The sequence below is a fragment of the Streptomyces sp. NPDC058008 genome (assembly GCF_042886395.1).
In the GTDB taxonomy this organism is placed as follows: Bacteria; Actinomycetota; Actinomycetes; order Streptomycetales; family Streptomycetaceae; genus Streptomyces.
Map to the genome: position 1 here is coordinate 19,846 of NZ_JBHVQX010000027.1, position 26,081 is coordinate 45,926.

The following is a 26,081-nucleotide window of genomic DNA, read 5'->3' on the forward strand; positions in this document are numbered from 1 at the left end:
CCCGGCCCGCCGCTCCTCCCCGCCGGCTCTCCGAGGGACGTGCCGCATGACTCCGCCCGGTTTCCTGTTCTGCCGCGATCCGCTGCGTCCGCGCCGGCCCGACTCCCTCTTCGCAGCCGAGGAGGCGGCGGTCCGGCGCGCCGGTGCGCGGACCGTACTGACCGATCACGACGCGCTGCTCGCCGGGGACACGGAGACCGCCGTCGGGCGGGTGCCCCGGGACTCGGGGGCGTACTGGTACCGGGGCTGGATGGTGCCGTCCGGCCGTTACGCGGAGCTGGACCGCGCCCTCGCCGCCCGTGGCTGTTCGCTCCTCACCGGCGCCCGCGCCTACCGGGCCGCGCATGAACTCCCTGGCTGGTACGAGGCGTTCGCCGGGCTCACTCCCCGCAGTGTCTGGCGTCCCCTGCCCGTGGGCGGGGCTCTGCCGGATCCCGCGGTCTGGTCCGCTCTCGCCGGGGCCCTGGGATCCGGCCCCGGCATCGTCAAGGACTTCGTGAAGTCCCGTAAGCACGAGTGGCACGAGGCGTGCTTCGTGCCGGAGCTGGAGGACACGGACCGGCTCTCCGCCGTCGTCGGCCGGTTCGTCGGACTCCAGGGGGACTCCCTGGCCGGCGGGGTGGTGCTGCGCGCGTACGAGCCGTTCGTGCCGGGCGGTGAGGCGCGGGTGTGGTGGGTGGACGGTGAGGTGGTGCGGGTGACGGCCCATCCGGACACACCGGACCGGCTGCCCGCCCCTGACCTCGACACCGTCGGCGAGGCCGTACGCGCCCTCGGCTGCCGGTGGGTGACCACCGACATGGCGCTGCGGGAGGACGGGGTGTGGCGGGTCGTGGAGGTCGGTGACGGCCAGGTCAGCGGCCTGCCGGCGGGCGACGACGGCGAGGGCCTGTTCCGCGCGCTCCTGGGATAGTCACCGTGCGGGGCACCACGCCACCGCTCCCCCGCGCGGCCCCGGCGTCCGGTCCGGAGACGGTCCGCCGCGCCTCGCACCCGGCCCGGTGGTCCCGTGGCCCCGCCCGTGGGGGCGCGGGGCTCAGCAGCCGCAGTCGTCGTCCACGGGTGCGGTGAGCGGGTCGGCGGCGTGCCGCCGGGCGCCTTCCCGGGTCTCGAAGGCGAGTCCTTCGCGCACCCAGTACTCGAACCCGCCGATCATCTCCTTGACCCGGTAGCCGAGTCCGGCGAGCGCCAGAGCGGAGCGGGCCCCTCCGTCGCAGCCCGGCCCCCAGCAGTAGGTGACCACGGGCACGGCCGGATCCAGGAGTCCGGCCGCCCGCGCCGCGATCAGGGCGGTCGGCAGGTGGAGCGCGCCGGGCACGTGGCCCTGGTCCCAGGAGGCGGCCGACCGCGAGTCGAGCACGACGAATCCGGGGTCACCGGCCTCCAGGGCGGCGGCCACGTCGGACACGTCCGCGTGGAACGCCAGCGAGGCGCCGAAGTACGCGGCGGCCGCTGCGGGGGAGGCAGGGGGTACCCGGAGGACGGGGTTGGGTGTCCGAGAGGTCATGACCGGAAAACTACGGTGGGTCGACCTCGGCCGGAAGTAGTGATCCACGGCACATCGCTTGATTCTCCGGGGATTCCTCTGTTGTGTGGCGGTCATGACCGAGTATTCCCCGGACGCCACCGACTGGCGCATCCTCGACGTCCTGCAACGCGACGGACGCGCGACCTTCGCCGAGCTGGCCCGCGCCGTGGCGATGTCCCCCAGCGCCGTCACGGAACGGGTACGCCGCCTGGAGGAGGCGGGGGTGATCAGCGGGTACGCAGCCGTGGTGGACCCGGAGCGGCTGGGGCTCCCGGTCCTCGCCCTCGTACGGCTGCGCTACCCCCACGGCAACTACAAGCCGTTCCACGATCTGACGGAGAGCACCCCGGAGATCGTGGAGGCCCACCACGTGACCGGGGACGACTGCTTCGTGCTGAAGGTGACCGCCAGGTCGATGCGTCATCTGGAGGAGGTCACGGGAAGGATCGGCGCCCTCGGGTCCGTGACCACCAGCGTCGTGTACTCCTCGCCCCTTCCCCGGCGGCCGATCAGCCGCTGAGCGGGCCGGCCGCCCGGTGGACCACGGCCGATCCGTGCCGTTCCTTCACCACTTCGAGCTGGGCGGGGATCCGGCGCCTCAGATCGGCCACGTGGCTGACGATGCCGACGCTCCGGTCGCGTTCGCGCAGCGAGTCCAGGACGTCGAGCACCTCGTCCAGCGTCTGGTCGTCCAGGCTGCCGAAGCCCTCGTCGATGAAGAGCGTGTCCAGGCGTACGCCGCCCGCCTCGTCCGTCACCACATCGGCGAGGCCGAGCGCGAGGGCGAGCGAGGCGAAGAAGGTCTCCCCGCCGGAGAGGGTCGCGGTGTCGCGCTCCCGGCCCGTCCAGGCGTCGACGACGTGCAGACCGAGCCCGGCCCTGCGGCCCCCGCTGCGCTCGTCGGAGTGGACCAGCGTGTAGCGGCCCGACGACATCCGCTGGAGACGGGCCGTCGCCGCGGCGGCGACCTGTTCGAGGCGGGCGGCCAGGACGTACGCCTCCAGCCGCATCCTGCGTTCGTTGTCCGCGGAGGTGCCCGCGGTCAGCCCGGCGAGCCGTGCCACCCCCTCGTACTCCTCGCGCAGCGGCCCCAGGGCGCGCACCTCGTCCTCGGCACGGCGCGAGAGGCGGTCGAGCTCCGCGCCGCGCTCCTGCGCGGCGGAGTGCGCGGAGGCGCTGTCACGGAGCACCCGCACGGACAGGTCGTAGGCCCTCTGCGCCTCGTCCGGCAAGGCGGGCGGGCGGGCCGCGGCAGCCACGGCGTCCTCCTCGGCGAGCCGGTCGGCGACCGTGGCGGCCTCCGTCTGCCAGGCGTCGACACGGTGCTGGAGCTCCCGCTGCGCGGCGTCGCCGAGGAGCTTCGCGGCGGCGGCCTGCGGGGTGTCGAACCCGGCCCGGAACGCGGCGTCGGCGAGCCTGCCGTCGGCCTCCTTGAGGCGCCCGGCGGCCTCGTGCTCGGCACGGAGCACCTCGGCGGCGTCGGCGAGCAGTCCGGCACGCCGCTCCAGCAGCCCGGCGTGCTCGGCCACCGAGGCACAGGCACCCCGGGCTGTGACCAACTCGGCTTCCAGGGAGGCCTGTTCGCGGTCGAGTGCTTCGCGCTGCGACGTACGCGCAGCCGTACGCCGCTCCGCCCGCCGCTGGTCCTCGATCCGGCCGAGGTGTTCCCGCTCGGCGGCGGCGAGGGCTTCCCTGGCCGCGTGCGTCCCCGCCGCGAGGCGGTGGGCGTCCGCGTGCTCCCGGGTCAGCCGGTCGACGACCGCCCGCAGTCCGGCGACGGAGACGGCGGCGCGGCCGGCCGGCTCGGCCCCCTCCTGGGGGTCCGCGGCCTCCGCCCGCGCCGCCGCGAGGCGCTCCCGCAGGACGCCCCGTTCACCCTCCGCCCGTGCACGGGCCTGTTCGGCCCGCTGGTGGGCGGCGAGCGCCGCCTCCTCCGTGGCCCGGTCCACGTGCCCGGCGCCCGCACGGGCCGGCGCCGGGTGCTCGGCCGAGCCGCACACCGCGCAGGCCGCACCGTCGACGAGCTGACCCGCCAGTTCCGCCGCGACCGAGAGCAGCCGCTGCTCCCGCAGCGCCAGCCACGTCTCGTGCGCGTCCGCGGCGCTCTCGCGGGCGGCGGTCAGGGCCGCCGCAGCCGTCTCCTCCTGCGTGGCGAGAGCGTCACACCGCCGTGCCGCCTCCAGCCTCCTCCGGGCGGGCTCGAGCCGGCCGGCCAGCTGTTCGGCGCGCGTCGCGGCGTCCCGCGCCGTCTCCACCCGTTCGGCGAGGCTCCGGTGGGTGGCGTCCCAGCCCGCCAGCCACTGCGCCGCCTCCTGGATCAGTTCGTCGTCCGAGCGGGACTGCCGGTCGAGCCCGCCCCGCTCGTCGTCGATCTCCCGGCTGCGCCGCTCGGCGCGGCGTGCGGCGTCGAGCGCGCCGAGCTGCGCCCGGAACCCGCGCTCCCGGTCGGCCAGTTGGTCCAGGCCCGCGTCGGCCAGTTCGTGCGGCAGCCCGGCGCGCGAGCGCACGCGGGCCTCGGCAGCAGCGCGGTGGGCCCGCTCGGCCCGGTCGCGCAGATCGAGCGCCGGGGCCACCAGGTCCGCCTTGCGCGCACGGGCGAGCTGTTCGTGGCAGCGGTCGCGTTCGGCGCGCCGCTCCTCCAGCCCCGCGGCGCGGCGGCGGGTCTCGGCGTACCTCCGCTGAAGGCGGTCGAGTTCACGCTCGGCCTCCAGGGCGCGGCGTGCGGCGGAACTCCGCTCCTCCGCCGCGGCCAGGCCGCAGCGCGCGATGTCGAGCCGTTCGCGGGCTCCGCCGCGCGCGACAGCCGCCCAGCTCAGGACCGCCTCGGCGAGACCGGGCTCGCCGGGCTTCGCCTCGGCCGGAAGCGCTTCGTCCGCAGCCGGTCCGGCCGCCTGGGCGATGCGGTGGGCCAGGGCGAGGATCTGCTCGTCGCCCGACCTGACCCGGGCTTCGGCGGCCCGCCGCTGCTCGGCCAGGCGTTCCTCGACGGCCGCGAAGCGACGGGTGTCGAAGAGCCGGCCGAGCAGTTTGCCGCGCGCCTCCGCGTCGGCGCGCAGGAACCGTGCGAAGTCCCCCTGGGGCAGCAGCACCACCTGGCAGAACTGGTCCCGGCTCATCCCGACGAGCCCGCCGATCTCCTCACCGATCTCCTGGTGGGAGCGGCTCAGCGCCTTCCAGCCGTGCTCGGGGGCGTACTCGCGCAACAGGCTCTGCGCCTTCTCGGTCGTGTGACCGCCACCGCGCTTCTTGGGGCGGGGCTGGGCGGGCCGCCGGGTGACCTCCAGGCGGCGGCCCCCGACGGTCAGCTCCAGGCACACCTCGGTCGGCCGGTCCACCGGGGCGTGGTCGCTGCGCAGGGAGGTGCCGGGGCTCTGCCGTGCACCGGGCACCGCCCCGTACAGGGCGTAGCAGACGGCGTCGAGGACGGAGGTCTTGCCGGCGCCGGTCGGGCCGTGCAGCAGGAAGATCCCGGCGGAGGACAGCGCGTCGAAGTCGACCTCCTGGGTGGCACCGAAGGGGCCGAACGCCGTCAGGGTGAGCTTGTGCAGCCTCAACGGGACACCTCCGCGGCCGCGTCGTCGACCCGTACGTCGTCGAAGGCGGCGCGCAGCACGGTGCGTTCCCGCTCGCTGGGTCCGCTTCCCCCGCGCACATGGGCCACGAAGTCCTCCGCCACCTGCTGGTCGTCGCGTCCCCTGAGCCGCTGGGCGTACGACGCGAGGGGGTCCTGGGGGGTCCGCTCGGGGTCGAACACCAGGCTGAGGGTGTGCGGGAAGCGGTCGAGCAGACGGGCCATCGGCTCGTCCGGCCGGGCGGGGTCGGTCAGGGTGGCCTCCACCCACGATCCCCGGTGCCGTTCGAGCGCCGGGTCGTCGAGCAGGGTGTCCAGCCGCCCGCGCAGCCGGGCGAGCGGACGCGGCACCGGGCAGTCGACGCGTTCGGCCCCGATGCCGCCGCCGGGGGCGAGTTCGACCAGCCACATCGTCTTGCGGTGCGCGTGCTCGGAGAAGGAGTACGCGAGCGGCGAGCCCGAGTAGCGCACGCGTTCGGTGACCGTCTGGCAGCCGTGCAGGTGGCCGAGGGCCACGTAGTCCACCCCGTCGAAGACTCCCGCGGGGACGGCCGCGACGCCGCCGACCGTGATGTCGCGTTCGCTGTCGCTGGGTTCACCGCCCGCCACGAACGCGTGGGCGAGGACAACGGAGCGGGTGCCGTCCGGCCGGGACGCGAGATCGGCCCGTACCCGGTCCATGGCGGCCGTGAGGACGGCCTCGTGTCCCGCCTTCGCGGCGCCCAGGCCGTCCTTGACGAGAGCGGGCTCCAGGTAGGGCAGCCCGTAGAACGCCACGTCACCGTGCGCGTCCGGCAGCACGACCGGGATGCCGCAGTCGGCGGGGTCGGTACGCAGATGGATACCGGCCCGCGCGATCAGTCCGGCGCCGACGCCCAGTCTGCGGGCCGAGTCGTGGTTCCCGGAGATCATGACGGTCGGCACTCCGGCGGCGGCGAGCCGGTGCAGCGCGTCGTCGAACAGCTGGACGGCCGACAGCGGTGGTACCGCCCTGTCGTAGACGTCGCCCGCCACGACGACCACGTCGACGGCGTTCTCCCGCACCGTCCCGACGAGGTGGTCGAGGTAGGCGGCCTGGGCGTCGAGCATCGGGACGCGGTGGAACGACCGCCCCAGGTGCCAGTCCGAGGTGTGCAGGATCCTCACGCCATCACTCCGACCACTCCGGCCCGCATGTTCCGCTTCCCCCGCTCCGGGACACCGAAGGTCCCCACGTCCTGCCGTACCGGCCCCGGTCCGCCGCCACGCACCGCCCCGTCACGGGATGCCGCCGCGACCCGGCCGGACCCGTCCCCGGAGCTCATGATCCCGTGACCCGGCTCAGACATCCCCGTACGCCTCGCCGCCCGGTTCGAAGGTCGCGGATCCCGCGGTGGCGTCCGCGAGCCAGGCCCTGAAGCCGTCGACGTCGGCGTCCGGCAGCCCGATGGCGAGGGTCACGGCCTCCGCGTAGGTCACCTCGTGGACGGCCACGCCGGTGGCGCGCAGATCGTTCTCCAGCTTCCCCGCCCGCTGGTGGTCCACCGTGACGGTGGCGAGGCGGTACCGGCGGCGGGTGATCGTGCCGAGCTCGTCGAGCGCCTCACCGACCGCCCCTCCGTACGCCCGGATCAGACCGCCCGCGCCGAGCTTGACACCGCCGAAGTAGCGGGTGACGACGGCGACGGTGTACCGCACCTCGCGGCGCATGAGCATCTGGAGCATGGGGACGCCTGCCGTCCCGCCGGGCTCCCCGTCGTCACTGGCCTTCTGCACGGAGGCGTCGGCGCCGATGACGTAGGCGAAGCAGTTGTGGTTGGCGGTGGGGTGCTCCCTGCGGACGCGCGCGACGAACTCCTGCGCCTCCTGCTCGGTCGCGGCGGGGGCGAGCGCGCAGAGGAAGCGCGATCGGCCGACCTCGGTCTCGTGCACGCCCGGGCCGGCGACTGTCCGGTACTGCTCCTGCATCGGTCCACCCTATGCTCCGCGCCGCTCGGCGTTTTCACCCTCCCGTGGGGAATGGCGGGGCGGGATCGTCCGTTGTCCGGGCATGTACGCAGACGATGAGACGATTCGCAGGATCCTCCGGGAGTCGGGTGACACCTGGGCGGTGGTCGGTCTGTCCACCAACCGGTCCCGCGCGGCCTACGGGGTGGCCGAGGTCCTGAAGCGCTTCGGCAAGCGGGTGGTGCCCGTCCACCCCAAGGCGGAGCCGGTCCACGGCGAACAGGGATACGCCTCGCTGGCGGACATACCCTTCCCCGTCGATGTCGTGGACGTCTTCGTGAACAGCGACCTGGCGGGCGATGTCGCCGACGAAGCGGTGGCGGCCGGTGCCAGGGCCGTCTGGTTCCAGCTCGGCGTGATCGACGAGGAGGCCCTCGCCCGCACCCGCGCCGCGGGCCTCGACATGGTCATGGACCGTTGTCCGGCGATCGAGATACCTCGGCTGAGCCCTCTCGGCTGACCCCTGCGCCACGTCCTCCCCGGCCCCTTTCCTCCCGCGTGCCACAGCGGCGGGGAGGAGGGGCGGCGCGAAGGCGTGGTGTCGCGAAACCTCCGGTGCGGGGAGAATGTCCGTCGTGAGGCAGCATCTCCTCCTCGGCGGTGAACGTGCCGCCGTCCAGTTGCGCGAGCTCGGTGTGCGGCGGGGCGGTGTCCTGCTGGTGCATGCCTCGATGCGCGCGGTGGGCGGGGGGACCGGGGACATGGTGCACGCGTTGCTGCGCGCCCTGGGGCCGGAGGGAACCCTGGTCGTCCCTGCCTTCACCCCGGAGAATTCCGACACCTCACGCGCCTACCTGGACCGTGTCCGTGGCCTGGGCGCGCGGGACCGCGCGGCAGTGCGCGCGGCGATGCCCGCGTTCGACCCGGCGGTCTCCCCTGCGCCCACGGCGGGAGTGCTCGCCGAGACGGTGCGGCTGGCGCCCGGCGCCCTGCGCAGCGGCCATCCGCAGACCTCGTTCGCCGCGCTCGGCCCGGCGGCCGGGCGGCTGCTCGCGGGCCACCGCCGGGACTGCCATCTGGGCGAGGAGTCCCCCCTGGCCCGGCTGTACGAGGCCGGTGCGCAGGTCCTGCTGCTGGGCACCGGCTTCGGCAGCTGCACCGCCTTCCACCTCGCGGAGTACCGCCGACCCGACCCGCCCCGCCGCCGGTACCGCTGTGTGGTGGGGTCGGAGGACGGACCGCGCTGGTGGGAGTACGAGGACATCGCTCTGGACGACGGCGACTTCTCCCCTCTCGGGGACGACTTCGTCCGCACGCGGCCCGGAGCGGTCGCTGCCGGGCGGGTGGGGGCGGCGCACAGCCGGCTGTTCCCCCTCCGGACCGCGGTGGACTTCGCCGTGGGATGGTTCGAGGACCATCGGCCCGGCGGCGCCTGAGCGATCCGGCGCGGTGCCGGTCACGGCCGACGTGCTCGGGGTGCCCGTCACAGCGGTGGGGGCGGGTCACGGCGGGCGGTGCTCGGCGCAGCTGCCGGCCCTGGTCGCGGCAGCAGTCCTGGCCACCGCCTCGCTGCCGGTCACGGCCGTCGGCCCCGGAGGGCTCGCCCAGGAGCGTTCACGCGCACGGCGCACGGAAATCCGGGGGCCCTGCCGGATCCGGCAGTGCGGCCTCGGACCCCGGGAAACCAGGACCCCGCCGGATCCGGCAGGCGGTCTCAGACCCCGAGCCCGTCCAGCAGGACCGCTCCGGGCAGTGCCGCCAGCGCCTTGCCGGGGACGATCAGTTTGCCGCGGCGGCGGCCGCTGCCGATCAGGACCCATTCGGTGTCCGCCACGGCCGGGTCGAGCAGGAAGGGCCAGGCCGGGGGGAGGCCGACCGGGGTGATCCCGCCGTACTCCATGCCGGTCCCGCCCACCGCCACGTCCATCGGCGCGAAGGACGCCTTACGGGTCCCCAGGTGCTTGCGTACCGCTCCGTTCACGTCCACGCGGGTGCGCGACAGCACGACACAGGCGGCCAGCGTGGTGTCGCCGCCCCGCTTGCCCGCGACGACCACGCAGTTGGCGGACGCGTCGAGCAGTTCGGGGCCGTAGTGCGCCACGAAGGCGGCCGTGTCGGCGATCTCGGGGTCGGTGTCGACGTAGACGACCGACTCGGCGGGGATACCGCCCCAGCCGGCCGCCACGGCCTCCGCGACGGGCGTCGTGAGCAGGTCCAGCCGGTCCGCGGCGGGAGAGGCATCGCCGAAGGTACCCAGGGGTGCGCGCATGCCGCTCACGCTACCGTCCCGCGACGGCCGCTCACCTGGCCTCCCTGCGGACCGGCGGGATCGACACGGCCATCGTCAGATCGGCGGGCTCGGATCCGTCGTTGCGGTAGCTGTGCGGCACATGGGCCTCGAACGTCGCGGAGGTTCCCGCGGGCACCAGATGGGCCTCGCCGTCGACGATCAGGGTCAGTTCACCCGTCGTGACGTGCAGGAGCTCCACCGTCCCCTCGGGGTGCGGGTCGGAGGCGCTGCTGTCGCCCGGCACCAGGTGCCAGGACCAGAGTTCGATCGGCCCGCGGGCCTCCGTACCGACGAGCAGGGTGGTCGAACTGCCCGCCTCCGTCGACCACATGCGCACCGCCTGGCTCTCGGGCACCAGCCGCACCTGGGATCCCTGCTCGTAGTCGAGCAGGGTGGTGATGCTGACCCCCAGCGCGTCGGCGAGCTTGACGGTGGTCCCGACGCTCGGGTTGGTACGCGCCTGCTCGATCTGGATGATCATGCCCCGGCTGACCCCCGCTCGGGCGGCGAGGGCGTCCAGGGTGAAGCCGCGCTCACCCCGCCAGCGCTTGAGGTTGCGCGCGAGCGACTGGGTGAGCTGGTCGAGGTCAGACACATTCCGTCCAATATCCTGGATGACAGAGTCGAAAATACTGCACTACGGTGTGGTGCACCCACCGACCACCGCACTGTACTGCGAGGCGCCTGATGACAGCACTGTTCGCCCTGGCCACGAGCCTGCTCTGGGGGCTGGCCGATTTCGGCGGCGGACTGCTGACCCGGCGCGTGCCCGCTCTCACGGTGGTGGTCGTCTCCCAGTGCGTCGCCGCCGTGGTCCTCGGGGCCGTCGTGGTCGCGACCGGCGCCTGGAGCGAGGCCGGGGGCCGCCTCTGGTTCGCGGTCGCGGCGGGGGCCGTGGGGCCGGTCGCGATGCTGAGCTTCTACAAGGCACTGGCCCTGGGCCCGATGGGAGTGGTCTCCCCGCTCGGCTCCCTCGGCGTGGTGGTTCCGGTGGGAGTGGGCCTGCTCCTCGGGGAGCGCCCCGGGCCGATGCGGTTCGCCGGGGTGGCGGTCGCGGTCACGGGGGTCGTCATGGCCGGCGGGCCACAGCTGCGCGGCGCGCCGGTGCAGCGCCGGGCGGTCGTCCTGACCCTGGTGGCCGCCCTCGGCTTCGGAACGGTGATGGCGCTGATCGCGGAGGCGTCCACGACCGTGACCGGTCTCTTCCTCGCCCTCTTCGTCCAGCGGGTCACGAACATCGCGGTCGGCGGAACGGCCCTGTACGCCTCCGTGCGGCGCGGTGGCCGCGCGCTGCCCGAGGAGGGAGGCACGGCGGCCGTCCGGGCCGCGCTGCCCGCGCTGGCCTTCGTCGGACTCGCCGATGTCGCGGCCAACGGCGCCTACTCCCTCGCCGCCCGGCACGGCCCGGTCACGGTGGCCGCCGTACTCGCCTCGCTGTATCCCGTGGTGACGGCGCTGGCGGCCCGGGGCCTTCTCGGCGAGCGGCTCCGCGGGGTCCAGGCTGCGGGCGCGGGGCTCGCCCTGCTCGGAACGCTCCTGCTGGCGACGGGCTGACGGGCACCACACGCCCGGCCGGCCCACCCGCAGGCCCCCACGGACAGCCCTTCGCCCCCCTGGGCCCGTCGGCACGGCGCCGGGAACGGAGGCCGGCCCCGCACCGTGCCCGTTCAGGTCAGGCCCCGTCGGCCCGGCCCTCCAGCAGCAGCGCCACGGCGGCCAGCTGCTCGGGCGTGACCCCGTCGGGAACGGGTACGGGCGCCGGCGTGCGCAGGGGCGGCTGCCAGCCCTTCTCGGGGTCCCAGCTCCGTACCACGCGCGCGGGCGCACCCGCCACGACCGCGTGGTCGGGGACCTCTCCGCGCACGACGGCCCCCGCGGCGACCACCACGTTGCGGCCGAGCCGGGCCCCCGGCAGGACCACCGCTCCCGTGCCGATCCAGCAGCCGGGTCCGATCACCACCGGCTCCATGCGCGGCCACTGCTTGCCGACGGGCTGCTGGGGATCGTCGTAACTGTGGTTGGTCGAGGTGATGTAGACGTACGGGCCGCAGTAGGTGTCCGAGCCGATCGACACGGTCGTGTCGGCGATGACATGACTGCCCCGGCCCAGCACCACACCGTTGCCCAGCGTCAGGATGGGTTCGGATCCCAGGTCCAGATCGGGCATCAGCCCTGCCGTGAGCGTCACCTGCTCACCGATGATGCAGTGGTCGCCCAGCTCGATCCACGGCTCCCCGAAGACCGTGCCCTGCGGGAAGGCGAGCCTGGTTCCCGTGCCGATACGGCCGAACCGGAGCCGTCCGGGGTGCTGGGCGGTGACCGCTCCGGTCTCCCGCACCCACGCCCACACACGGTGCACGGCGCGGGACGCGACACCACGCCGCCGAGCGGCCAGGGAGGAGAGCGGGTTCCGGTTCTTCGGCACCCGCTCACGGTAGTCGGCCCGGCCGGAGCGGGTCCGGGTGACGGGCTGTGATGTTCACCCCACCGGCCCGGGGCTGCGGGACCGTCCACTACGGTTCGTGCGGAGCAAGGGGTGCCGAGCGCACCACGACTCACCGGAGGAGCGGACGATGGCAGAGCGGGCATGGGTCACCGGCATCGGCGGCAAGGAGCCGGACATCGATCCGGACGCCTTCCTCGCACCGACCTCCGTCGTCGTCGGCGAGGTGTCCCTGGCCGCGGGCTCCAGCGTCTGGTACCACGCCGTCCTGCGCGGCGACGGCGGCCCCATCTCCCTCGGCCCCGACAGCAACATCCAGGACAACTGCACCGTGCACACCGACCCCGGCTTCCCGATGACGGTCGGCGCCAGGGTCTCGGTCGGGCACAACGCCGTTCTGCACGGCTGTGTCATCGAGGACGACGTCCTCGTCGGCATGGGCGCCACCGTGCTCAACGGCGCGCACATCGGGGCGGGTTCCCTGATCGCGGCGCAGGCGCTCGTCCCGCAGGGCATGCGGGTGCCGCCGGGCTCCCTGGTGGCGGGTGTGCCTGCCAAGGTCAAGCGGGAGCTGACCGCCGAGGAGCGTGCGGGCATCGCCCTCAACGCGGCCGGCTACGTGGAGCTGGCGAAGGCTCACCGCGCGGCCCACCAGGAGCGCTGACCGAGCCCCAGGGCCGCCGTACCGGGGCCGGTCCCAGGACCGGCCCGCCGGACGTCCCGGACCGGGTCAGTCGGTCGCGGGGACGGCGTCCGGCTCGGGCGCGGCCACCGGCCGCTCGGCCTCTTCCGCGGCCTTCTTCGCGCGGTTCTTCAGCACGAGCATCGAGACGACACCGATGAGTACGGCGGCGAGCAGCCCCAGCCAGGAGAAGCGCTTCAGCCACGCCTCGGCGACGACGCCCACCGAGTAGATGACGGCGGTGGTGCCGCCGGCCCAGAGGATCCCGCCGAGCACGTTGGCGATCAGGAACTTCCAGTACGGCATGCGCAGCACGCCGGCCAGCGGGCCCGCGAAGATCCGGAGCAGGGCGACGAAGCGGCCGAAGAAGACCGCCCACATGCCCCACTTCTCGAACGAGCGCTCCGCCAGGGCGATCTGGGGAGCCCCGAAGTGCTTGGGGAACTTCCCGCCGAGCCAGGCCAGCAGCGGGCGCCCTCCCCTGCGGCCGATGGCGTAGCCGATCGAGTCGCCGATGATCGCTCCGGCCGACGCACAGGCGCCGAGCACCACGGGGTCGATCTCGCCGTGCTGGGAGGCGAGGAGCGCGGAACTCACGAGGACGATCTCGCCGGGCAGCGGGATGCCGAGGCTCTCCAGCCCGATCACGACCCCCACCAGGAGGTAAATGCTGACCGCCGGTACAGTCTCGAGCCACTCCTGGACGTGCATCGCCGGTCCTCCCGTAAGAAATCTTCCGCCGCGCACCACGGGTGGTACACGGCGTGAAGCCTACCGGGCCCGACGTGCGGAGCAGCCGCCGCGGCCCCCGTGCGGGGTCGCGCGCGGCCGGCCGGTACGGGTGGTCAGCGGTTCGGGCGCAGGGTCCAGACCACGCTCATCTCGCTGGTGACGGCACCGTCGGCACGCCGGATCTCGACGCGCACGGGAAACTCCGGGCGCTTGCCCTCGTCCAGCTCCGCGACGACCTCCGCCGCCGGGCGGTCCAGGACCGCCGTGGCGGTCAGATCGCCCATGGCGACCTTCCTGAAGGCCATCTCCGTCGTGACGGGCAGCGGGACGGCCCGGGCCATCTGGTCGCCGAACGCGGCGACGACGATCGCGCCGCTCGCCGACTCGGCGAGGGTGAACATCGCTCCGGCGTGGGGACCGCCGAGGTGGTTGCGGTATTCGGGGCGGTCGGGGAGCGAGAGGACGGCGCGCTCCGCGGTCGTCTCCAGGTAGGTGATGCCGAGGGTCCGGACCATCGGCACGCTCGCGGACAGGATGTCGCCGACTGTCATCTCTTCAGTGCTCATGGCCGGGATGTTACTTGTCAGTAGAACTCTTTGGCCATCCCCTCACAGGGGCGCTCTTAGCGCGGGGCACCGGCCACCTCTATGGTTACTGGCCATGTGGCCAGGACAGCAGCCGCCCGGGGGCGAGCAGAACCCGCAGGACCAGAACCCGTACCAGCAGCCGGGGTACCAACAGCCGAATCCCTATCAGCAGCCGGGATACCAGCAGCAGGGGTATCAGCAGCAGGGGCAGCCGGGATACCCGCAGCCCAACCCGTACCAGCAGCCCACCGTGCCGCACTACGCCGTACCGGGCGGGCCCGGCGGTCCGCAGCAGCCGGACGACAGGAAGAGGACGACGGTCGTCGCGGTCCTCGCGGCCACCGCCGTCGTCATCACGGCGGTCGTCACCGGTGTCGTCGTGATGAACAAGAAGGACGACAAGGGCGGCGCGGACGTGGCCGACGGCAAGGCGTCCTCGTCGCCGACCGCGACGGGGTCCGACGCCGCGACCTCCCCGGCGCCGAACCCGCGGGGCGGTGAGGACGCGGCGCCGACGGTTCCGGGCTGGAAGGTCGTGACCAATCCCAAGTGGGGCACGCAGTTCGACGTGCCCGGCGACTGGGAGGTCGGCGGCGCCGGTGTGATCGCCGGTTTCGAGGACGTGAAGGACCCCACGGGGCCGCCCGCGGTCGGTTTCTCCGCTCCCGCGCACTACAAGACGAAGTGGTGCAGCGACGACACGGACAAGGACGGCAAGCAGGAGGACACCAGCCTGGCCGGTGTCGGCACCAAGGGCGCCCAGGGGGCCAAGAGCGCGGACGAGGCGGCGACGAACGAGGCCGCCAACTGGGTCTGGGCGGCCTACGGCCAGGAGGACCCGAAGGAGAAGGTCAAGACCGGCAAGCCCGCTCCGTACACGACCAAGTCGGGCCTCTCGGGCAGCGTCGTCACGGCCACCGCCACCGGTCTGGCCAACAAGAACAAGTGCGACACCGACGGCAAGTCGATCGCGTTCACCTTCAAGAACGCCAAGGGCGACTTCTCGACCTGGGTGCTCTACGCCAACGCCGGTGTCGACGACGAACTCCCCGACGCCACCATCCAGAAGATCCTCAGCACGGTGCGGCTGGCGGAGGGCGCGGAGAGCACGTCCTGAGTCCCCGGCGCGCACGGCCGGGGCCGCCCATTTGGCGGGAGGAGGCCGGGACGGGGATAGTCCCCTGGTGACTTCCGCCTCCGCCTCCCCCGCCTCCCCGCCGCGTCCCCTGCCGGCGGGCCGCAACTTCGGCCTGCTCACCGCCGCCGCGATCATCACGAGCCTGGGTACCAACGGCGCGATGATCGCGGCGGCGTTCGCGGTCCTGGAGGCGGGCGGCGACGCCGGCGACGTGGGGCTGGTCGCCGCCGCGCGTACGGCACCGCTGGTGCTGTTCCTGCTGATCGGCGGGGCGGTCGCCGACCGGCTCCCGCGCCACCGGGTGATGGTGGCGGCGAACGCCCTCAACTGCGTCTCGCAGGCGGTGTTCGCCTGGCTCGTGCTGACCGGCGACGCCGAGCTGTGGCACATGATGCTGCTGACGGCGCTCTGCGGTACCGGACAGGCCTTCTTCGCCCCGGCCGCCGAGGGCATGCTGATGTCCAGCGTCAGCGGTGAGCAGGCGGCCCGTGCCTTCGCCTTCTTCCGGATGTCGATGCACGGTGCGGCCATCGGCGGCGCGGCGCTCGGCGGCGCCATGGTCGCGGCCATGGATCCGGGCTGGGTACTGGCGGTCGACGCGGCGGCGTTCGCCGTCGCCGGTGTGCTCCGGGCCTTCCTGGACGTGAGCCACATCCCGGCGCGCGCACCGGGCGGCGGGCTGCTCGCCGATCTCCGGGAGGGCTGGCAGGAGGTCGTCGGCCGCCCCTGGCTGTGGGCCGTCGTGCTCCAGTTCTCCGTGGTCGTGGCCGTCGTCGGGGCCGCGGAGGCGGTGTACGGGCCGCTGGTGGCCCGTGACGAGCTCGGGGGCGCCCGTCCCTGGGGCTTCGCCCTCGCGGCGTTCGGTGTCGGCACGCTGGGCGGGGCGCTGCTGATGATGAGGTGGAAACCCCGCCGGCTGCTGCTCGCCGGAACCCTCTGCGTGTTCCCGCTGGCCCTGCCGTCCGCGGGGCTCGCGATCCCGCTGCCGGTGGCCGGCCTCTGCGCGGTGATGTTCGTGACCGGTGTCGCCATCGAGGTGTTCGGGGTCTCCTGGATGACGGCTCTCCACCAGGAGATCCCGGAGGACAAGCTGTCGCGGGTGGCGGCGTACGACTGGTTCGGCTCCGTCGCGATGGTGCCGCTGGCCACGGCGGCCGCGGGTCCCGTCGAGGCGCTCGTCGGCCGCGGCGCGGCCCTGTGGGGCTGCGCCGCGCTGATCGTGCTGGTGACGGCCGGCGTGCTGTGCGTTCCCGACGTACGGAACCTGACCCGGCGCGGCTCGGTGAGGAAGATCGGCGTGCCGGAGCCCTCCCGTGGGTCAGCCGATGCTGAAAGCTCCCTCGGGGGGCTCGGGTGAGGCCACCGCCTCACTGTCCGGCACCGGCTTCGCGCCGCCGATGAGCCGGGTGAGCGCCGCACCGTGCTCGACGCGCGCGGGGAAGGCGTCGGCGGCGCACCGCCTGGTGAGCGGCGCGAGGTCGAAGAGGGTGCGGGAGGCGAGGAGCACGGCGTTGCCGAACCGCCGGCCGCGCAGGACGGCCGGTTCCGCGATCAGGGCCAGCTCGTCGAAGACCTCGGCGAAGTTGGCCAGCTGCGAACGCAGGAAGGCGAAGGGTGCGCCGTCGGCCAGGTTGGCCGCGTAGACGCCGTCCGGCCGCAGCACGCGTGCGGCGGCCCGCGCGTACTCGGCGGAGGTGAGGTGCGCCGGTACCCGTGCGCCGCCGAACACATCGGCTATCAGGAGGTCGGCGGAGCCCTCCGGTGCCTCTTCGAGCCAGCCCCGGGCGTCGGCGCCGTGCACCGTGATGTGGGCACCCTCGGGCAACGGCAGGTGCCCGGAGACCAGTTCGGCAAGCCCGCGGTCCGCCTCGGCCACCTCCTGCCGCGATCCGGGGCGGGTCGCGGCGACGTAGCGGGGCAGGGTCAGCGCGCCGCCGCCGAGGTGCACCACGTCCAGCGGCGCACCCGGGGCACCCGCCAGGTCCACGACATGGCCGAGCCGTCGTACGTACTCGAACTCGAGGTGTTCGGGCTCGTCGAGGTCGACGTACGACTGCGGGGCGCCGTCGACCGTGAGCAGCCAGGCCCGCTCCCGGTCGACGTCGGGCAGCAGCCTGGCGGTGCCGCCATCGGTGGCGCGGATGACGGGTACGGGCTCGTTCACTCCCCCATTGTGAGGGGCGCCGGGCCGTCCTCCCGCCGGGTCAGCCGTTCCAGAGTGCGGCGACGGCTTCGGTGTGGGCCACGGACTGGGCGAGGCCGGCCCTGGCCGCCGCCGCCCGGCGGGCCGGATCGAGGGAGTCGCGGCCGATCGCCTTCTTGGTGGCGGCGTCCGGGGTGATGACCTCGACCCGGGCGCCGGCGGCCTCCAGTTCGGCGGCCTGCGCGCGGGGCGAGACGATCACCTTGCTGCCGGTGGCGGTGGGGGCGATCACGACCACGCGTTCGTAGCCGGAGGCCAGTTGGGCGTTGGCCGGGGAATGCACTCCCCCGTCGATCCAGCTCCCGCCCCCGGCGTCGGCGACGGGCCAGAGCATCGGGATCGCGCAGCTGGCGGTGACGGCGTCGGCGAGCGGCACCGTGCCCGTCCTGTCGAAGGTGTGCAGTGCGCCGGTGGTCGCGTCCACGGCGGTGACCAGCAGGTGCCGTTGGGGCCATTCGGACGAGGGGAGCCAGCCGGCGATCATCTCCCGGCGTTCGGCAGCGGTCGCCGCGGGCCGGCTCTCGCGGGCCAGCGCGCCGAGCTTGCGGCCGTACTCCTCCGGCGTACGGGAGGAGAGCACCGCTCTGGCGTAGCGCAGGACGGTGACGGGGCCGAGGCGGCCCGCCGCCACGCGGTTCCCGCTCTCCGGGGAGGCGAGCTGCCGTTCGTAGAGGTCGTCGGCACCGGCGGGCCCGAAGGCGAGCTGGGCCCCGACGACGGCGCCGGCCGAGCTCCCCACGATCAGATCGGCGGTGGAGAGATCGACGCCCGCCTTGGCGAGCCCGTGCAGGATGCCGCTTTCCCAAGCGGTGCCGGTCACGCCTCCTGCACCCAGTACGAGAGCTGTGTCTGCCATGGCCCCCAGTCTGCCGCAGCGGGCGCGGCCCGCCTCCCCGGGGTTCGGGGAGGCGGGCCGCGCGGGGGCCTCAGAGCAGGCCGGTGACCGTGCCGGCGCCGACCGTGCGGCCGCCCTCGCGGATCGCGAAGCCGAGCCCCGGCTCCAGCGGGACGTCACGGCCGAGCTCGACGGTCATGGTGACCGTGTCGCCGGGCCGCGCCACCGCCGTCCCGCCGAGGTCGACGTCCCCGACGACGTCCGCGGTCCGGATGTAGAACTGCGGACGGTATCCGGTGGTGACCGGCGTGGTCCGGCCGCCCTCCCGGGCCGACAGGACGTAGACCCGCGCGGTGAAACGCCGGCTCGGGGTGACGCTTCCCGGCGCGGCCACCACGTGGCCGCGCCGGACCCGGTCACGCTCGACCCCGCGAAGCAGCAGCGCGACGTTGTCGCCCGCCTCGGCGGACTCCATCGGCTTGCCGAAGGTCTCCAGGCCGGTGACGACCGTCTCGGTGTCCGCGCCGAGCACCGACACCCGGTCCCCGACGCGCACCGTGCCGCGCTCGACGGCGCCGGTGACGACCGTGCCGCGGCCCGTGATGGTGAGCACGTTCTCCACGGACAGCAGGAACGGCGCGTCGGTGTAGCGCACCGGCATCGGTACGTACGTGTCGACGGCGTCCAGCAGCCCCTCGATCGACGCGGTCCACCGCGGGTCGCCCTGGAGCGCCCCGAGCCCGGACACCCGTACGACGGGCACGGTGTCCCCGCCGTAGCCGTGCGCGGTGAGCAGCTCGCGGACCTCCAGCTCGACCAGGTCGGTCAGCTCGGGGTCACCCGCGTCGGCCTTGTTGAGGGCCACGACGATGTGGTCGACGCCGACCTGACGGGCCAGCAGGACGTGCTCCGCGGTCTGCGGCATGATCCCGTCGAGCGCGGAGACGACGAGGATCGCCCCGTCGAGCTGCGCCGCTCCCGTCACCATGTTCTTGATGTAGTCGGCGTGGCCGGGCATGTCGACGTGCGCGTAGTGCCGGGTGTCGGTCTCGTACTCGACGTGCGCGATGTTGATGGTGATGCCGCGCCGCGCCTCCTCGGGGGCCCGGTCGATCCGGTCGAACGGCACGAAGGTGCCGGTCCCCCGCTCGCTCAGCACCTTGGTGATGGCGGCGGTCAGGGTGGTCTTGCCGTGGTCGACGTGGCCCATGGTGCCGATGTTCAGGTGTGGCTTGGTGCGCACGTATGCCGTCTTGGGCATGGCTCGTTCCTCGGTGTTCGAAGCTGAGAGAGAAGACCCCAGGGCCCCGCCGACCCTCCCCTTGCGGGGTCCGCCGGACTGTCGGGGGAGGGTCAGCTTCGGGCGCCGCCGAAGGGCGCCGCGGCAGCGGCGAACGCTGCGTCGGCGGCTGCCGCCGGTGCGGTCGCGGGGCTCACGGCAGCCTTCGGCGTGTCCGCGACTGCGGACGGCGCTGTGAGGAAGGCGTACCGGAACATGCACCCGAGGATGCCGGAACGGGCCGGCGGCGTCGAACGGTTTTCCCGTGGCGCGAGCCGTCCGGCGGGCTCCCGTCCCGGGTCACGGGGCGGGAGTCGCACGGGGGCGGGCCGGGCCGGTCCCTTCCGGGGCGTGCGGGCGCGGCGCCCGACGAGGTCGCACGCGACTCCGTCCGGCCGTGTGCCCCGCGACCGTGCGGGCGGACGGCGGCGGGTTCCGGCCCCCGGCGGGCGGTGCGGCGGCCGTCTCCGACCGGTTCGGCGGGCCCTTCCGCGCGTCGACCGCACCGGAACTGACTCCTCGTCCGCCGCCCGCACATTACGGCGATCACACACACGTTTCGGTTACGCTCCCCAGATGTTCGACCCCGTCCCCGCGACACGGCCGTCCGACGGCCTCGCAGTGCGCTGTACGAGGGCGCTGCTCTCCCCCTGGTCCCGGTTCTCCCTGCTCGTGGCGGTCCTGCTCGCCGCCGCCCTCACCATGCTGCTGTTCGAACCACAGCGGCTGCTGGCCTCCGGCTGGCCCCCTCAACTCACCGGCTCGGCGGCCGCGATGCTGTTCGGGCTCGCGTACGGCGTGTGCACCGTGGCGTTCGTGCCGCGCCCGCTGCTCAACCTGGCGGCGGGCGCGCTGTTCGGTACCCAGGCCGGGCTGGCGGCGGCGCTGGCCGGCACCGTGCTCGGCGCGGGCGTCTCCTTCCTGCTGGGCAGGGTGCTGGGGCAGGACGCGCTCCGGACGCTGCTGCGCGGCAAGTACCTGACGGCGGCGGACGGGCTGCTCAGCCGGCACGGGTTCCGCTCCATGCTGGCGCTGCGGCTCTTCCCCGGGGTTCCGTTCGCCGCGGCCAACTACTGCGCGGCCACCTCGCGCATGGGCTATCCGCCGTTCCTGCTGGCCACCGGGATCGGCTCGATCCCGAACACGGCGGCGTACGTCGTGGCGGGCAGTTCGGCCTCCTCCCCGACGTCACCGGTGTTCCTGGGGGCGACGGCGTTCATCGTACTGACCGGCGCCGGCGCGGTGCTGGTGGCCTGGCGCAGGCGTCACCGGCTGACGGGCACGGACGGCGGGGCGTCGCAGGAGGCGGACGGCGCGGCATAAGGTCCTCCGGCCGGGTCCGCACGGGCCTCCGGCCAGGGGCAGGCGGAAGCCCGTTCACCCGCAGGCGATACGCTGCGCGCAACCGACAGAGGATGTCCGGGGCCGTGGCGTCCCGTCCCCCTTTTCTGACCGCATCCGCACGTTGCCGACGGCCTTCGCGTCCGTCGGCCGTTGCATGAGTACCTCCGGGATGGCCTAAGCCCCATGAGCTGGTTCGAATCATTCGTCCTGGGCCTCGTTCAGGGACTGACCGAGTTCCTGCCGATCTCCTCCAGCGCGCATCTGCGGCTGACCGCGGTGTTCGCGGGCTGGCACGATCCTGGAGCCGCGTTCACCGCGATCACCCAGATCGGGACGGAGGCCGCGGTCCTCATCTACTTCCGGAAGGACATCGCCCGGATCCTCTCGGCCTGGTTCCGTTCCCTGACGAACTCCGCGATGCGCAGCGACCACGACGCCCAGATGGGCTGGCTGGTCATCATCGGCTCGATCCCCATCGGCGTCCTCGGTGTGACCCTCAAGGACCAGATCGACGGTCCCTTCCGCGATCTGCGCCTCATCGCGACGACGCTGATCGTCATGGGCGTCGTCCTGGGCGTGGCGGACCGGCTCGCGGCGCGCGACGAGACCGGCGGCAAGCACCGGGCGATCAAGGAACGCAAGTCGCTCAGGGAACTGAGCGTCAAGGACGGCCTGATCTTCGGTTTCTGCCAGGCGATGGCGCTGATCCCGGGCGTCTCCCGCTCGGGCGCGACGATCAGCGGCGGTCTGCTCATGGGCTACACCCGTGAGGCGGCGGCCCGTTACTCCTTCCTGCTGGCGATCCCCGCGGTGCTGGCCTCCGGCGCGTTCGAGCTGAAGGACGCGGGCGAGGGACACGTCGTCTGGGGGCCGACGATCTTCGCGACGGTCGTCGCGTTCGTGGTCGGCTACGCGGTCATCGCGTGGTTCATGAAGTTCATCACCACGAAGAGCTTCATGCCGTTCGTGATCTACCGCGTGCTCCTGGGCGTCGCGCTGCTGGTCCTGGTCGGCATGGGTGTGCTGAGCCCGCACGCGGGCGAGTCCGCGGGCTGATCAGGACGGCCGCGCGGCCGGCTCCCGGACCGTCCCGGTCCGGGAGCCGGCGTGTTCTCGGGCCACCGGCTCAGTACACGTCGCGCACGTACCGCTTGTCCGCGGCGAGCTGTTTCACGTACGCGGCGGCCCCGTCCTCCGGGAGTCCGCCGTGCGAGACGGCGATGTCCCTGAGCGCGCGGTCCACGTCCTTGGCCATCCGGGAGGCGTCGCCGCAGACGTAGAAGTGGGCGCCCTCCTGGAGCCAGGACCAGAGCTGGGCGCCGTGCTCGCGCATCCGGTCCTGCACGTACACCTTGGCGCGCTGGTCGCGGGAGAAGGCCGTGTCGAGCCGGGTCAGGGTCCCGTCGCCGCGCAGGGAGTCGAGTTCGTCGCGGTAGTAGAAGTCGGTGGCCCGGTGCTGTTCGCCGAAGAAGAGCCAGTTCGGGGCCCGGTGCCCGCGGGCCCGCCGCTCGTCGAGGAATCCGACGAAGGGGGCCACTCCTGTCCCGGGGCCGACCATGACCATGGGGGTGGCCGGGTCGGCCGGCGGCCGGAAGTGCGGGGCGCGCTGGACGAAGAGGGGGACGGGGCTGTCCGCCTCGGCGTCCGCGAGGAAGGTGGAGGCCACCCCCTTGCGGACGGCGCCGTGCCGGTTCTCGTAGCGCACGACGGAGACGGTGAGCCGTACCAGGCCGGGGTCGGTGAGCGGGCTGGAGGATATGGAGTACAGCCGGGGCCTGAGGCGGGTGAGGGCCGCCGTCCACTCGGCCGCGGTGGCGCGGGCGGAGTGTTCGGCGATCACGTCGACGGCCTGCCTGCCCCAGGTCCACTGCGCGAGCTCACCCTTGTTGTCCGGGCGCAGCAGCTTCCTGAGGGTCCGGTCCCCGGTGCGGTCGGCGACCAGGCGCAGCAGCCCGGGAGTGATCCGGGCGATGTCCAGGTGGCGGTGGAGGGCCTCGCCCAGCGGCACGCTCCCGGCGCCGGGCACCTCGACGGGCCCGTCGGGGTCCAGCCCGGTGACGGCCAGCCATTCCGCCACGAGGTCGGGGCAGTTGAGCGCTTCCACGCCCAGTGCGTCACCCGTCTCGTAGGTGAGCGGTACGGGGCTGTCGGTCGTGTCGAAGGTGAACCGGCGCACCTCCTTGGTGGCGCCGGGGAGGCTGAGCAGGTCGTTGCCGACGAGACGCCCGGTCGAGGTGCGGTGCGACCGGGCGGGGGCGACGGTGCCGGCCGGCCCGGCGGGGGCCACGGGGGCGCCCAGCGCGGCGAACACCTCGTCGAGCCACTTCCCGGCCGGCTCCTCGTAGTCCGGCTCGCAGTCCGTACGGGGGACGAGCCGCACGGCGCCCAGTTCGCCGAAGCGTTCGTCGAGCCGCCGGCCGTGTCCGCAGAAGTCGTCGTACGAGGAGTCCCCGAGGGCCAGTACGGCGTAGCGCACCCCGTCCAGCCGGGGCGTGTCGGGTGCGTTGAGCGACTGCCAGAACCCGGAGCCGTTGTCCGGGGCGTCGCCGTCGCCGAACGTGCTGGTGACGACGAGCAGATCGGCTGTGCGCGGCAGGCCCTCCAGGGGGCCGTCGTCCATCCCGAGGAGCGTCGCGGGCCGTCCTTCGGCGGTCAGCCGCCGCGCCGCCGCCGCGGCCACCTCCTCCGCGTTCCCGGTCTGGGACGCCCACAGGACCACGACCTGCCTGCCCTGTACGGCGTCGGACGCCCTCGCGGGGTCCGGGCGCCGGGGAGCGCCGTCCGGTGCCCGGGAGAACATTCCGGCCAGCACTCCGTCGACCCACCGGGCGTGGTCCGGTGCGAACGGCGCGTGCGCCGGAAGGACGGGGACGCCGGCCGGTCCGGCGCCGAGTCCGGCGAGGAAGCCCGAGAGATAGCGGCGCTCGCCTTCGGCCAGTACGGGCGCGGCGGTGTCCGCGATCCCGAACATCCGGGCCAGGGCGGCGACGGGGGCCGGGGCGTCCCCGGCCCCCGGGTCCGCGGTGCCGCCGGGTGCCGGGCCGGCGGCGACCTTCGCCAGGGTCACCGCGCAGGCCTTGAACTCGGGCTGGAAGGACACCGGGTCGACGGCGTCGTTGGTGACCGCGTTGACACTCAGGTACTCGCCGAAGAGGTCGTTCCAGTGGAACGGCGCGAAGCAGTCCCCCGGCCGGACCCGGTCGGTCACGACGGCGGGCAGCACGGCCCGGCCGCGCCGCGAGGCGACCTCGACCGGGTCGCCGTCCGCCAGCGCGAGGGCTGCCGCGTCGCTCGGGCTGATCTCCACGAAGGGGCCGGGGTTCAGCCGGTTGAGCTTGGCGACCTTCCCCGTCTTGGTCAGGGTGTGCCACTGGTGCTGGAGGCGCCCGGTGTTGAGCACGAAGGGGAAGTCGTCGTCGGGCATCTCGGCCGGCGGCATGTGCGGGCGGGCGAAGAACACCGCCCGGCCGCTCTCCGTGGGGAAGGCGAGCCGGGGCACGCTCCCGTCGGGGCGTACGGTCAGGGTCTGGCTGACGCCGTCGTTCAGGTAGCGGACCGGGTTGCGTCCGGGGCCGTCGGGGGCGGCACTGGGCCACTGGACGGGGGCCCGGCGAAGCCGTTCGTAGGTCACTCCGCGCAGGTCGTATCCGGTCCTGGGGTTGTGGGCCCGTCTGATCTCCTCGAAGACCTCCTCGGCGCTGTCGTAGCCGAAGGCGTCCGCGTAGCCCATCTCGCACGCGATGCGCGCGATGATCCGCCAGTCCGGCCAGGCCTCCCCCGGCGGGTCGGCGGCCTGCCGGGAGAGCGTGAGGTTCCGCTCCGAGTTGACCATGACGCCCTCGGCCTCGCCCCAGAGGGCGGCGGGCAGGGCCACGTCGGCGTACGCGTTGGTCTCGGTGTCGGCGAACACGTCCTGGGTGACGACGAACTCCGCGGCCTCCAGCCCCTCGATGACGGTCCGCCGGTTGGCCACGGACGCGACCGGGTTGGTGCAGATGATCCAGCAGGCCTTGATCGCGCCCTCGGACATGCGGCGGAACATCTCGACCGTGCCGGTGCCCGCCGCGTCGGTGCGCAGGGTGCCCGGCTCGATGCCCCACAGCTCCTCGACGCGGGCCCGGTCGTCGTCGGAGTGCAGCACGCGCTGGCCGGGGAGGCCCGGGCCCATGTAGCCCATCTCCCGGCCGCCCATGGCGTTGGGCTGGCCGGTGAGCGAGAAGGGGCCGCTGCCCGGACGGCAGATCGCGCCGGTGGCCAGGTGCAGGTTGATCAGGGCGTTGGTGTTCCACGTGCCGTGGGTGCTCTGGTTGAGGCCCATGGTCCAGCAGCTCATCCACTCACCGGCCTCGCCGATCCAGCGGGCGGCGAGGCGGATGTCCGCCTCCGGGATGCCGGTGGTCGCCGCGGTCGCCGCGGGTGTGCAGTCCCGCAGGAAGGCGGGCATCGCCTCCCAGCCCTCGGTGTGCTCGGCGATGAAGGCCGGGTCGGTGTGGCCGTTCTCGACGAGGAGGTGCAGGACGCCGTTGAGCAGGGCCAGGTCCGTGCCCGGCCGTATCTGGAGGAAGAGGTCGGCCTTCTCGGCCGTGGCGTTGCGCCGGGGGTCGACCACGATGAGTTTCGCGCCGGCCTTCACCCGCTCCATGAGGCGCAGGAAGAGGATGGGGTGGCAGTCCGCCATGTTCGAGCCGATGACGAGGAAGGTGTCGGCGTGCTCGAAGTCCTCGTACGACCCGGGCGGACCGTCGGCGCCCAGCGAGAGTTTGTAACCGCTGCCCGCACTGGCCATGCAGAGGCGGGAGTTGGACTCGATCCAGCTCGTGCGGACGAAGCCCTTGGCCAGTTTGTTGGCGAGGTACTGCGCCTCCAGCGTCATCTGCCCGGAGACGTAGAGGGCGAGCGCGTCGGGTCCGTGCTCGTCGACGGTCGCCCGGAGCCGCCGCGCGGTCCTGGCGATCGCCTCCTCCATGGGCAGCGGTGCGGGCGCCTCGCTGCGCTCCGCCCGCACCAGGGGCGTCGTCAGCCTGCCGGGGGCGGCCAGCATCTCGGCGCTCGTCGCCCCCTTGGTGCAGAGCCTGCCGCCGTTCGTGGGATGCGCCTTGTCGCCCGTGGCCTTCAGGACGGTACGCCGCCCGTCGGGACCCCTGCCGATGTCGAGGACCATCCCGCAGCCGACACCGCAGTACGAGCAGACCGTCCGTACCTGGGCGGGAGTGTCCGGCTGCGGATCCGGCGGGCTCATGGACGGCCTCTCCTGGGGGACGTGGTTGTCGCGACGGTACGAAACGTCCGTTTCCTGGGTGTCACGCCGGGCGATCAGGCGTGGTTACGTCCCCTGCACAGTCGTCCGGGTGCCCCGGTGAGGCCCGTGGCGCGGGCCCCCGGTCCGGGCGCCGCCCCCCCGGGCCCCCGGCCGCGGGGGGGGGCCCGGGGGGGGGGCCCCCGGGGTTCCTGACGGCCCCGGGCCCCCCCCCCGCCGCGCGTAACCACTTGCACCGGGAAGTCTGTCTCTTGCATGCGGGGGGC

Annotated in this window: 23 protein-coding genes; 10 read left to right on the forward strand and 13 right to left on the reverse strand. The window is 73.8% G+C overall.

Features of this window, described 5'->3' with window-relative positions; all coding sequences use genetic code 11:
* Positions 1-46: 46 nt before the first annotated feature.
* Positions 47-913: an ATP-grasp domain-containing protein gene (locus ACFVS9_RS25120; protein WP_389935626.1), complete on the forward strand. Its 867-nt coding sequence runs from the start codon at positions 47-49 to the stop codon at positions 911-913.
* A 123-nt stretch (positions 914-1,036) separates the two neighbouring features.
* Here ACFVS9_RS25120 and ACFVS9_RS25125 read toward each other — a convergent pair whose 3' ends face one another.
* Complete coding sequence (locus ACFVS9_RS25125) at positions 1,037-1,507, reverse strand: rhodanese-like domain-containing protein (protein ID WP_389935628.1); 471 nt, start codon at positions 1,505-1,507, stop codon at positions 1,037-1,039.
* Positions 1,508-1,601: 94 nt separating this feature from the next.
* On the opposite strand from ACFVS9_RS25125, the gene ACFVS9_RS25130 reads away from it, so the two are divergent.
* Entirely contained in the window at positions 1,602-2,048 is a 447-nt protein-coding gene (locus ACFVS9_RS25130) for an Lrp/AsnC family transcriptional regulator (RefSeq protein WP_383114696.1), read from the forward strand.
* Here ACFVS9_RS25130 and ACFVS9_RS25135 read toward each other — a convergent pair.
* The 3 genes from ACFVS9_RS25135 to ACFVS9_RS25145 all read right to left on the reverse strand — a co-directional run bounded on the left by ACFVS9_RS25135 (position 2,038) and on the right by ACFVS9_RS25145 (position 7,046).
* Positions 2,038-5,082 (reverse strand): AAA family ATPase, encoded by a 3,045-nt coding sequence (locus ACFVS9_RS25135; RefSeq protein ID WP_389935631.1) that lies wholly within the window; start codon positions 5,080-5,082, stop codon positions 2,038-2,040. The genes ACFVS9_RS25130 and ACFVS9_RS25135 overlap by 11 nt on opposite strands.
* A complete protein-coding gene (locus ACFVS9_RS25140; RefSeq protein ID WP_389935634.1) occupies positions 5,079-6,245 on the reverse strand; it encodes an exonuclease SbcCD subunit D in 1,167 nt (388 codons plus the stop codon). The genes ACFVS9_RS25135 and ACFVS9_RS25140 overlap by 4 nt, the downstream gene beginning before the upstream one ends.
* 174 nt (positions 6,246-6,419) lie before the next feature.
* Positions 6,420-7,046: a YigZ family protein gene (locus ACFVS9_RS25145; protein ID WP_383114693.1), complete on the reverse strand. Its 627-nt coding sequence runs from the start codon at positions 7,044-7,046 to the stop codon at positions 6,420-6,422.
* 82 nt (positions 7,047-7,128) lie between these two features.
* On the opposite strand from ACFVS9_RS25145, the gene ACFVS9_RS25150 reads away from it, so the two are divergent.
* Positions 7,129-7,545, forward strand: coding sequence for a CoA-binding protein (locus ACFVS9_RS25150; protein ID WP_383114692.1), 417 nt, complete (start codon positions 7,129-7,131; stop codon positions 7,543-7,545).
* 106 nt (positions 7,546-7,651) lie between these two features.
* On the forward strand, positions 7,652-8,461 hold the full coding sequence (locus ACFVS9_RS25155; protein WP_389935638.1) for an aminoglycoside N(3)-acetyltransferase: 810 nt from the start codon (positions 7,652-7,654) through the stop codon (positions 8,459-8,461).
* Between the two features lie 278 nt (positions 8,462-8,739).
* On the opposite strand, the gene ACFVS9_RS25160 is transcribed toward ACFVS9_RS25155, so the two are convergent.
* Together ACFVS9_RS25160 and ACFVS9_RS25165 are read right to left on the reverse strand one after the other, a co-directional pair.
* Complete coding sequence (locus tag ACFVS9_RS25160; RefSeq protein WP_389935641.1) at positions 8,740-9,294, reverse strand: YbaK/EbsC family protein; 555 nt, start codon at positions 9,292-9,294, stop codon at positions 8,740-8,742.
* A 31-nt stretch (positions 9,295-9,325) separates the two neighbouring features.
* A complete protein-coding gene (locus ACFVS9_RS25165) occupies positions 9,326-9,910 on the reverse strand; it encodes a helix-turn-helix domain-containing protein (RefSeq protein WP_389935644.1) in 585 nt (194 codons plus the stop codon).
* A gap of 92 nt (positions 9,911-10,002) precedes the next feature.
* On the opposite strand from ACFVS9_RS25165, the gene ACFVS9_RS25170 reads away from it, so the two are divergent.
* The gene (locus ACFVS9_RS25170; RefSeq protein ID WP_389935647.1) at positions 10,003-10,869 is read left to right on the forward strand and encodes an EamA family transporter; all 867 of its coding nucleotides are present in this window, start codon (positions 10,003-10,005) and stop codon (positions 10,867-10,869) included.
* 118 nt (positions 10,870-10,987) lie between these two features.
* Here ACFVS9_RS25170 and ACFVS9_RS25175 read toward each other — a convergent pair whose 3' ends face one another.
* Complete coding sequence (locus ACFVS9_RS25175) at positions 10,988-11,740, reverse strand: acyltransferase (RefSeq protein ID WP_389935650.1); 753 nt, start codon at positions 11,738-11,740, stop codon at positions 10,988-10,990.
* Between the two features lie 148 nt (positions 11,741-11,888).
* On the opposite strand from ACFVS9_RS25175, the gene ACFVS9_RS25180 reads away from it, so the two are divergent.
* Complete coding sequence (locus ACFVS9_RS25180) at positions 11,889-12,422, forward strand: gamma carbonic anhydrase family protein (protein WP_383114686.1); 534 nt, start codon at positions 11,889-11,891, stop codon at positions 12,420-12,422.
* 66 nt (positions 12,423-12,488) lie between these two features.
* Here ACFVS9_RS25180 and ACFVS9_RS25185 read toward each other — a convergent pair whose 3' ends face one another.
* Together ACFVS9_RS25185 and ACFVS9_RS25190 are read right to left on the reverse strand one after the other, a co-directional pair.
* Positions 12,489-13,151 carry a DedA family protein gene (locus tag ACFVS9_RS25185; RefSeq protein ID WP_389935653.1) on the reverse strand — a complete coding sequence of 221 codons (663 nt, stop codon included), beginning with the start codon at positions 13,149-13,151 and terminating at the stop codon, positions 12,489-12,491.
* A 134-nt stretch (positions 13,152-13,285) separates the two neighbouring features.
* Complete coding sequence (locus ACFVS9_RS25190) at positions 13,286-13,723, reverse strand: DUF4442 domain-containing protein (protein WP_383114746.1); 438 nt, start codon at positions 13,721-13,723, stop codon at positions 13,286-13,288.
* A 109-nt stretch (positions 13,724-13,832) separates the two neighbouring features.
* On the opposite strand from ACFVS9_RS25190, the gene ACFVS9_RS25195 reads away from it, so the two are divergent.
* A complete protein-coding gene (locus tag ACFVS9_RS25195) occupies positions 13,833-14,876 on the forward strand; it encodes a hypothetical protein (protein WP_389935656.1) in 1,044 nt (347 codons plus the stop codon).
* Positions 14,877-14,943: 67 nt separating this feature from the next.
* Entirely contained in the window at positions 14,944-16,254 is a 1,311-nt protein-coding gene (locus ACFVS9_RS25200; RefSeq protein ID WP_389935658.1) for an MFS transporter, read from the forward strand.
* On the opposite strand, the gene ACFVS9_RS25205 is transcribed toward ACFVS9_RS25200, so the two are convergent.
* The 3 genes from ACFVS9_RS25205 to tuf all read right to left on the reverse strand — a co-directional run bounded on the left by ACFVS9_RS25205 (position 16,216) and on the right by tuf (position 19,196).
* The gene (locus ACFVS9_RS25205; protein ID WP_383114682.1) at positions 16,216-17,061 is read right to left on the reverse strand and encodes a spermidine synthase; all 846 of its coding nucleotides are present in this window, start codon (positions 17,059-17,061) and stop codon (positions 16,216-16,218) included. The genes ACFVS9_RS25200 and ACFVS9_RS25205 overlap by 39 nt on opposite strands.
* Before the next feature lie 40 nt (positions 17,062-17,101).
* Complete coding sequence (locus tag ACFVS9_RS25210) at positions 17,102-17,956, reverse strand: patatin-like phospholipase family protein (protein ID WP_389935661.1); 855 nt, start codon at positions 17,954-17,956, stop codon at positions 17,102-17,104.
* Between the two features lie 70 nt (positions 17,957-18,026).
* Positions 18,027-19,196 carry an elongation factor Tu gene (gene tuf, locus ACFVS9_RS25215; RefSeq protein ID WP_383119016.1) on the reverse strand — a complete coding sequence of 390 codons (1,170 nt, stop codon included), beginning with the start codon at positions 19,194-19,196 and terminating at the stop codon, positions 18,027-18,029.
* Positions 19,197-19,790: 594 nt separating this feature from the next.
* On the opposite strand from tuf, the gene ACFVS9_RS25220 reads away from it, so the two are divergent.
* Both ACFVS9_RS25220 and ACFVS9_RS25225 read left to right on the forward strand, forming a co-directional pair.
* Entirely contained in the window at positions 19,791-20,537 is a 747-nt protein-coding gene (locus ACFVS9_RS25220; RefSeq protein ID WP_389935664.1) for a TVP38/TMEM64 family protein, read from the forward strand.
* A 204-nt stretch (positions 20,538-20,741) separates the two neighbouring features.
* On the forward strand, positions 20,742-21,614 hold the full coding sequence (locus ACFVS9_RS25225; protein ID WP_383119014.1) for an undecaprenyl-diphosphate phosphatase: 873 nt from the start codon (positions 20,742-20,744) through the stop codon (positions 21,612-21,614).
* Positions 21,615-21,684: 70 nt separating this feature from the next.
* Here the strand turns inward: ACFVS9_RS25225 and ACFVS9_RS25230 are convergent, their stop codons facing one another.
* Positions 21,685-25,797: a molybdopterin-dependent oxidoreductase gene (locus tag ACFVS9_RS25230; RefSeq protein WP_389935667.1), complete on the reverse strand. Its 4,113-nt coding sequence runs from the start codon at positions 25,795-25,797 to the stop codon at positions 21,685-21,687.
* Positions 25,798-26,081 lie beyond the last annotated feature (284 nt).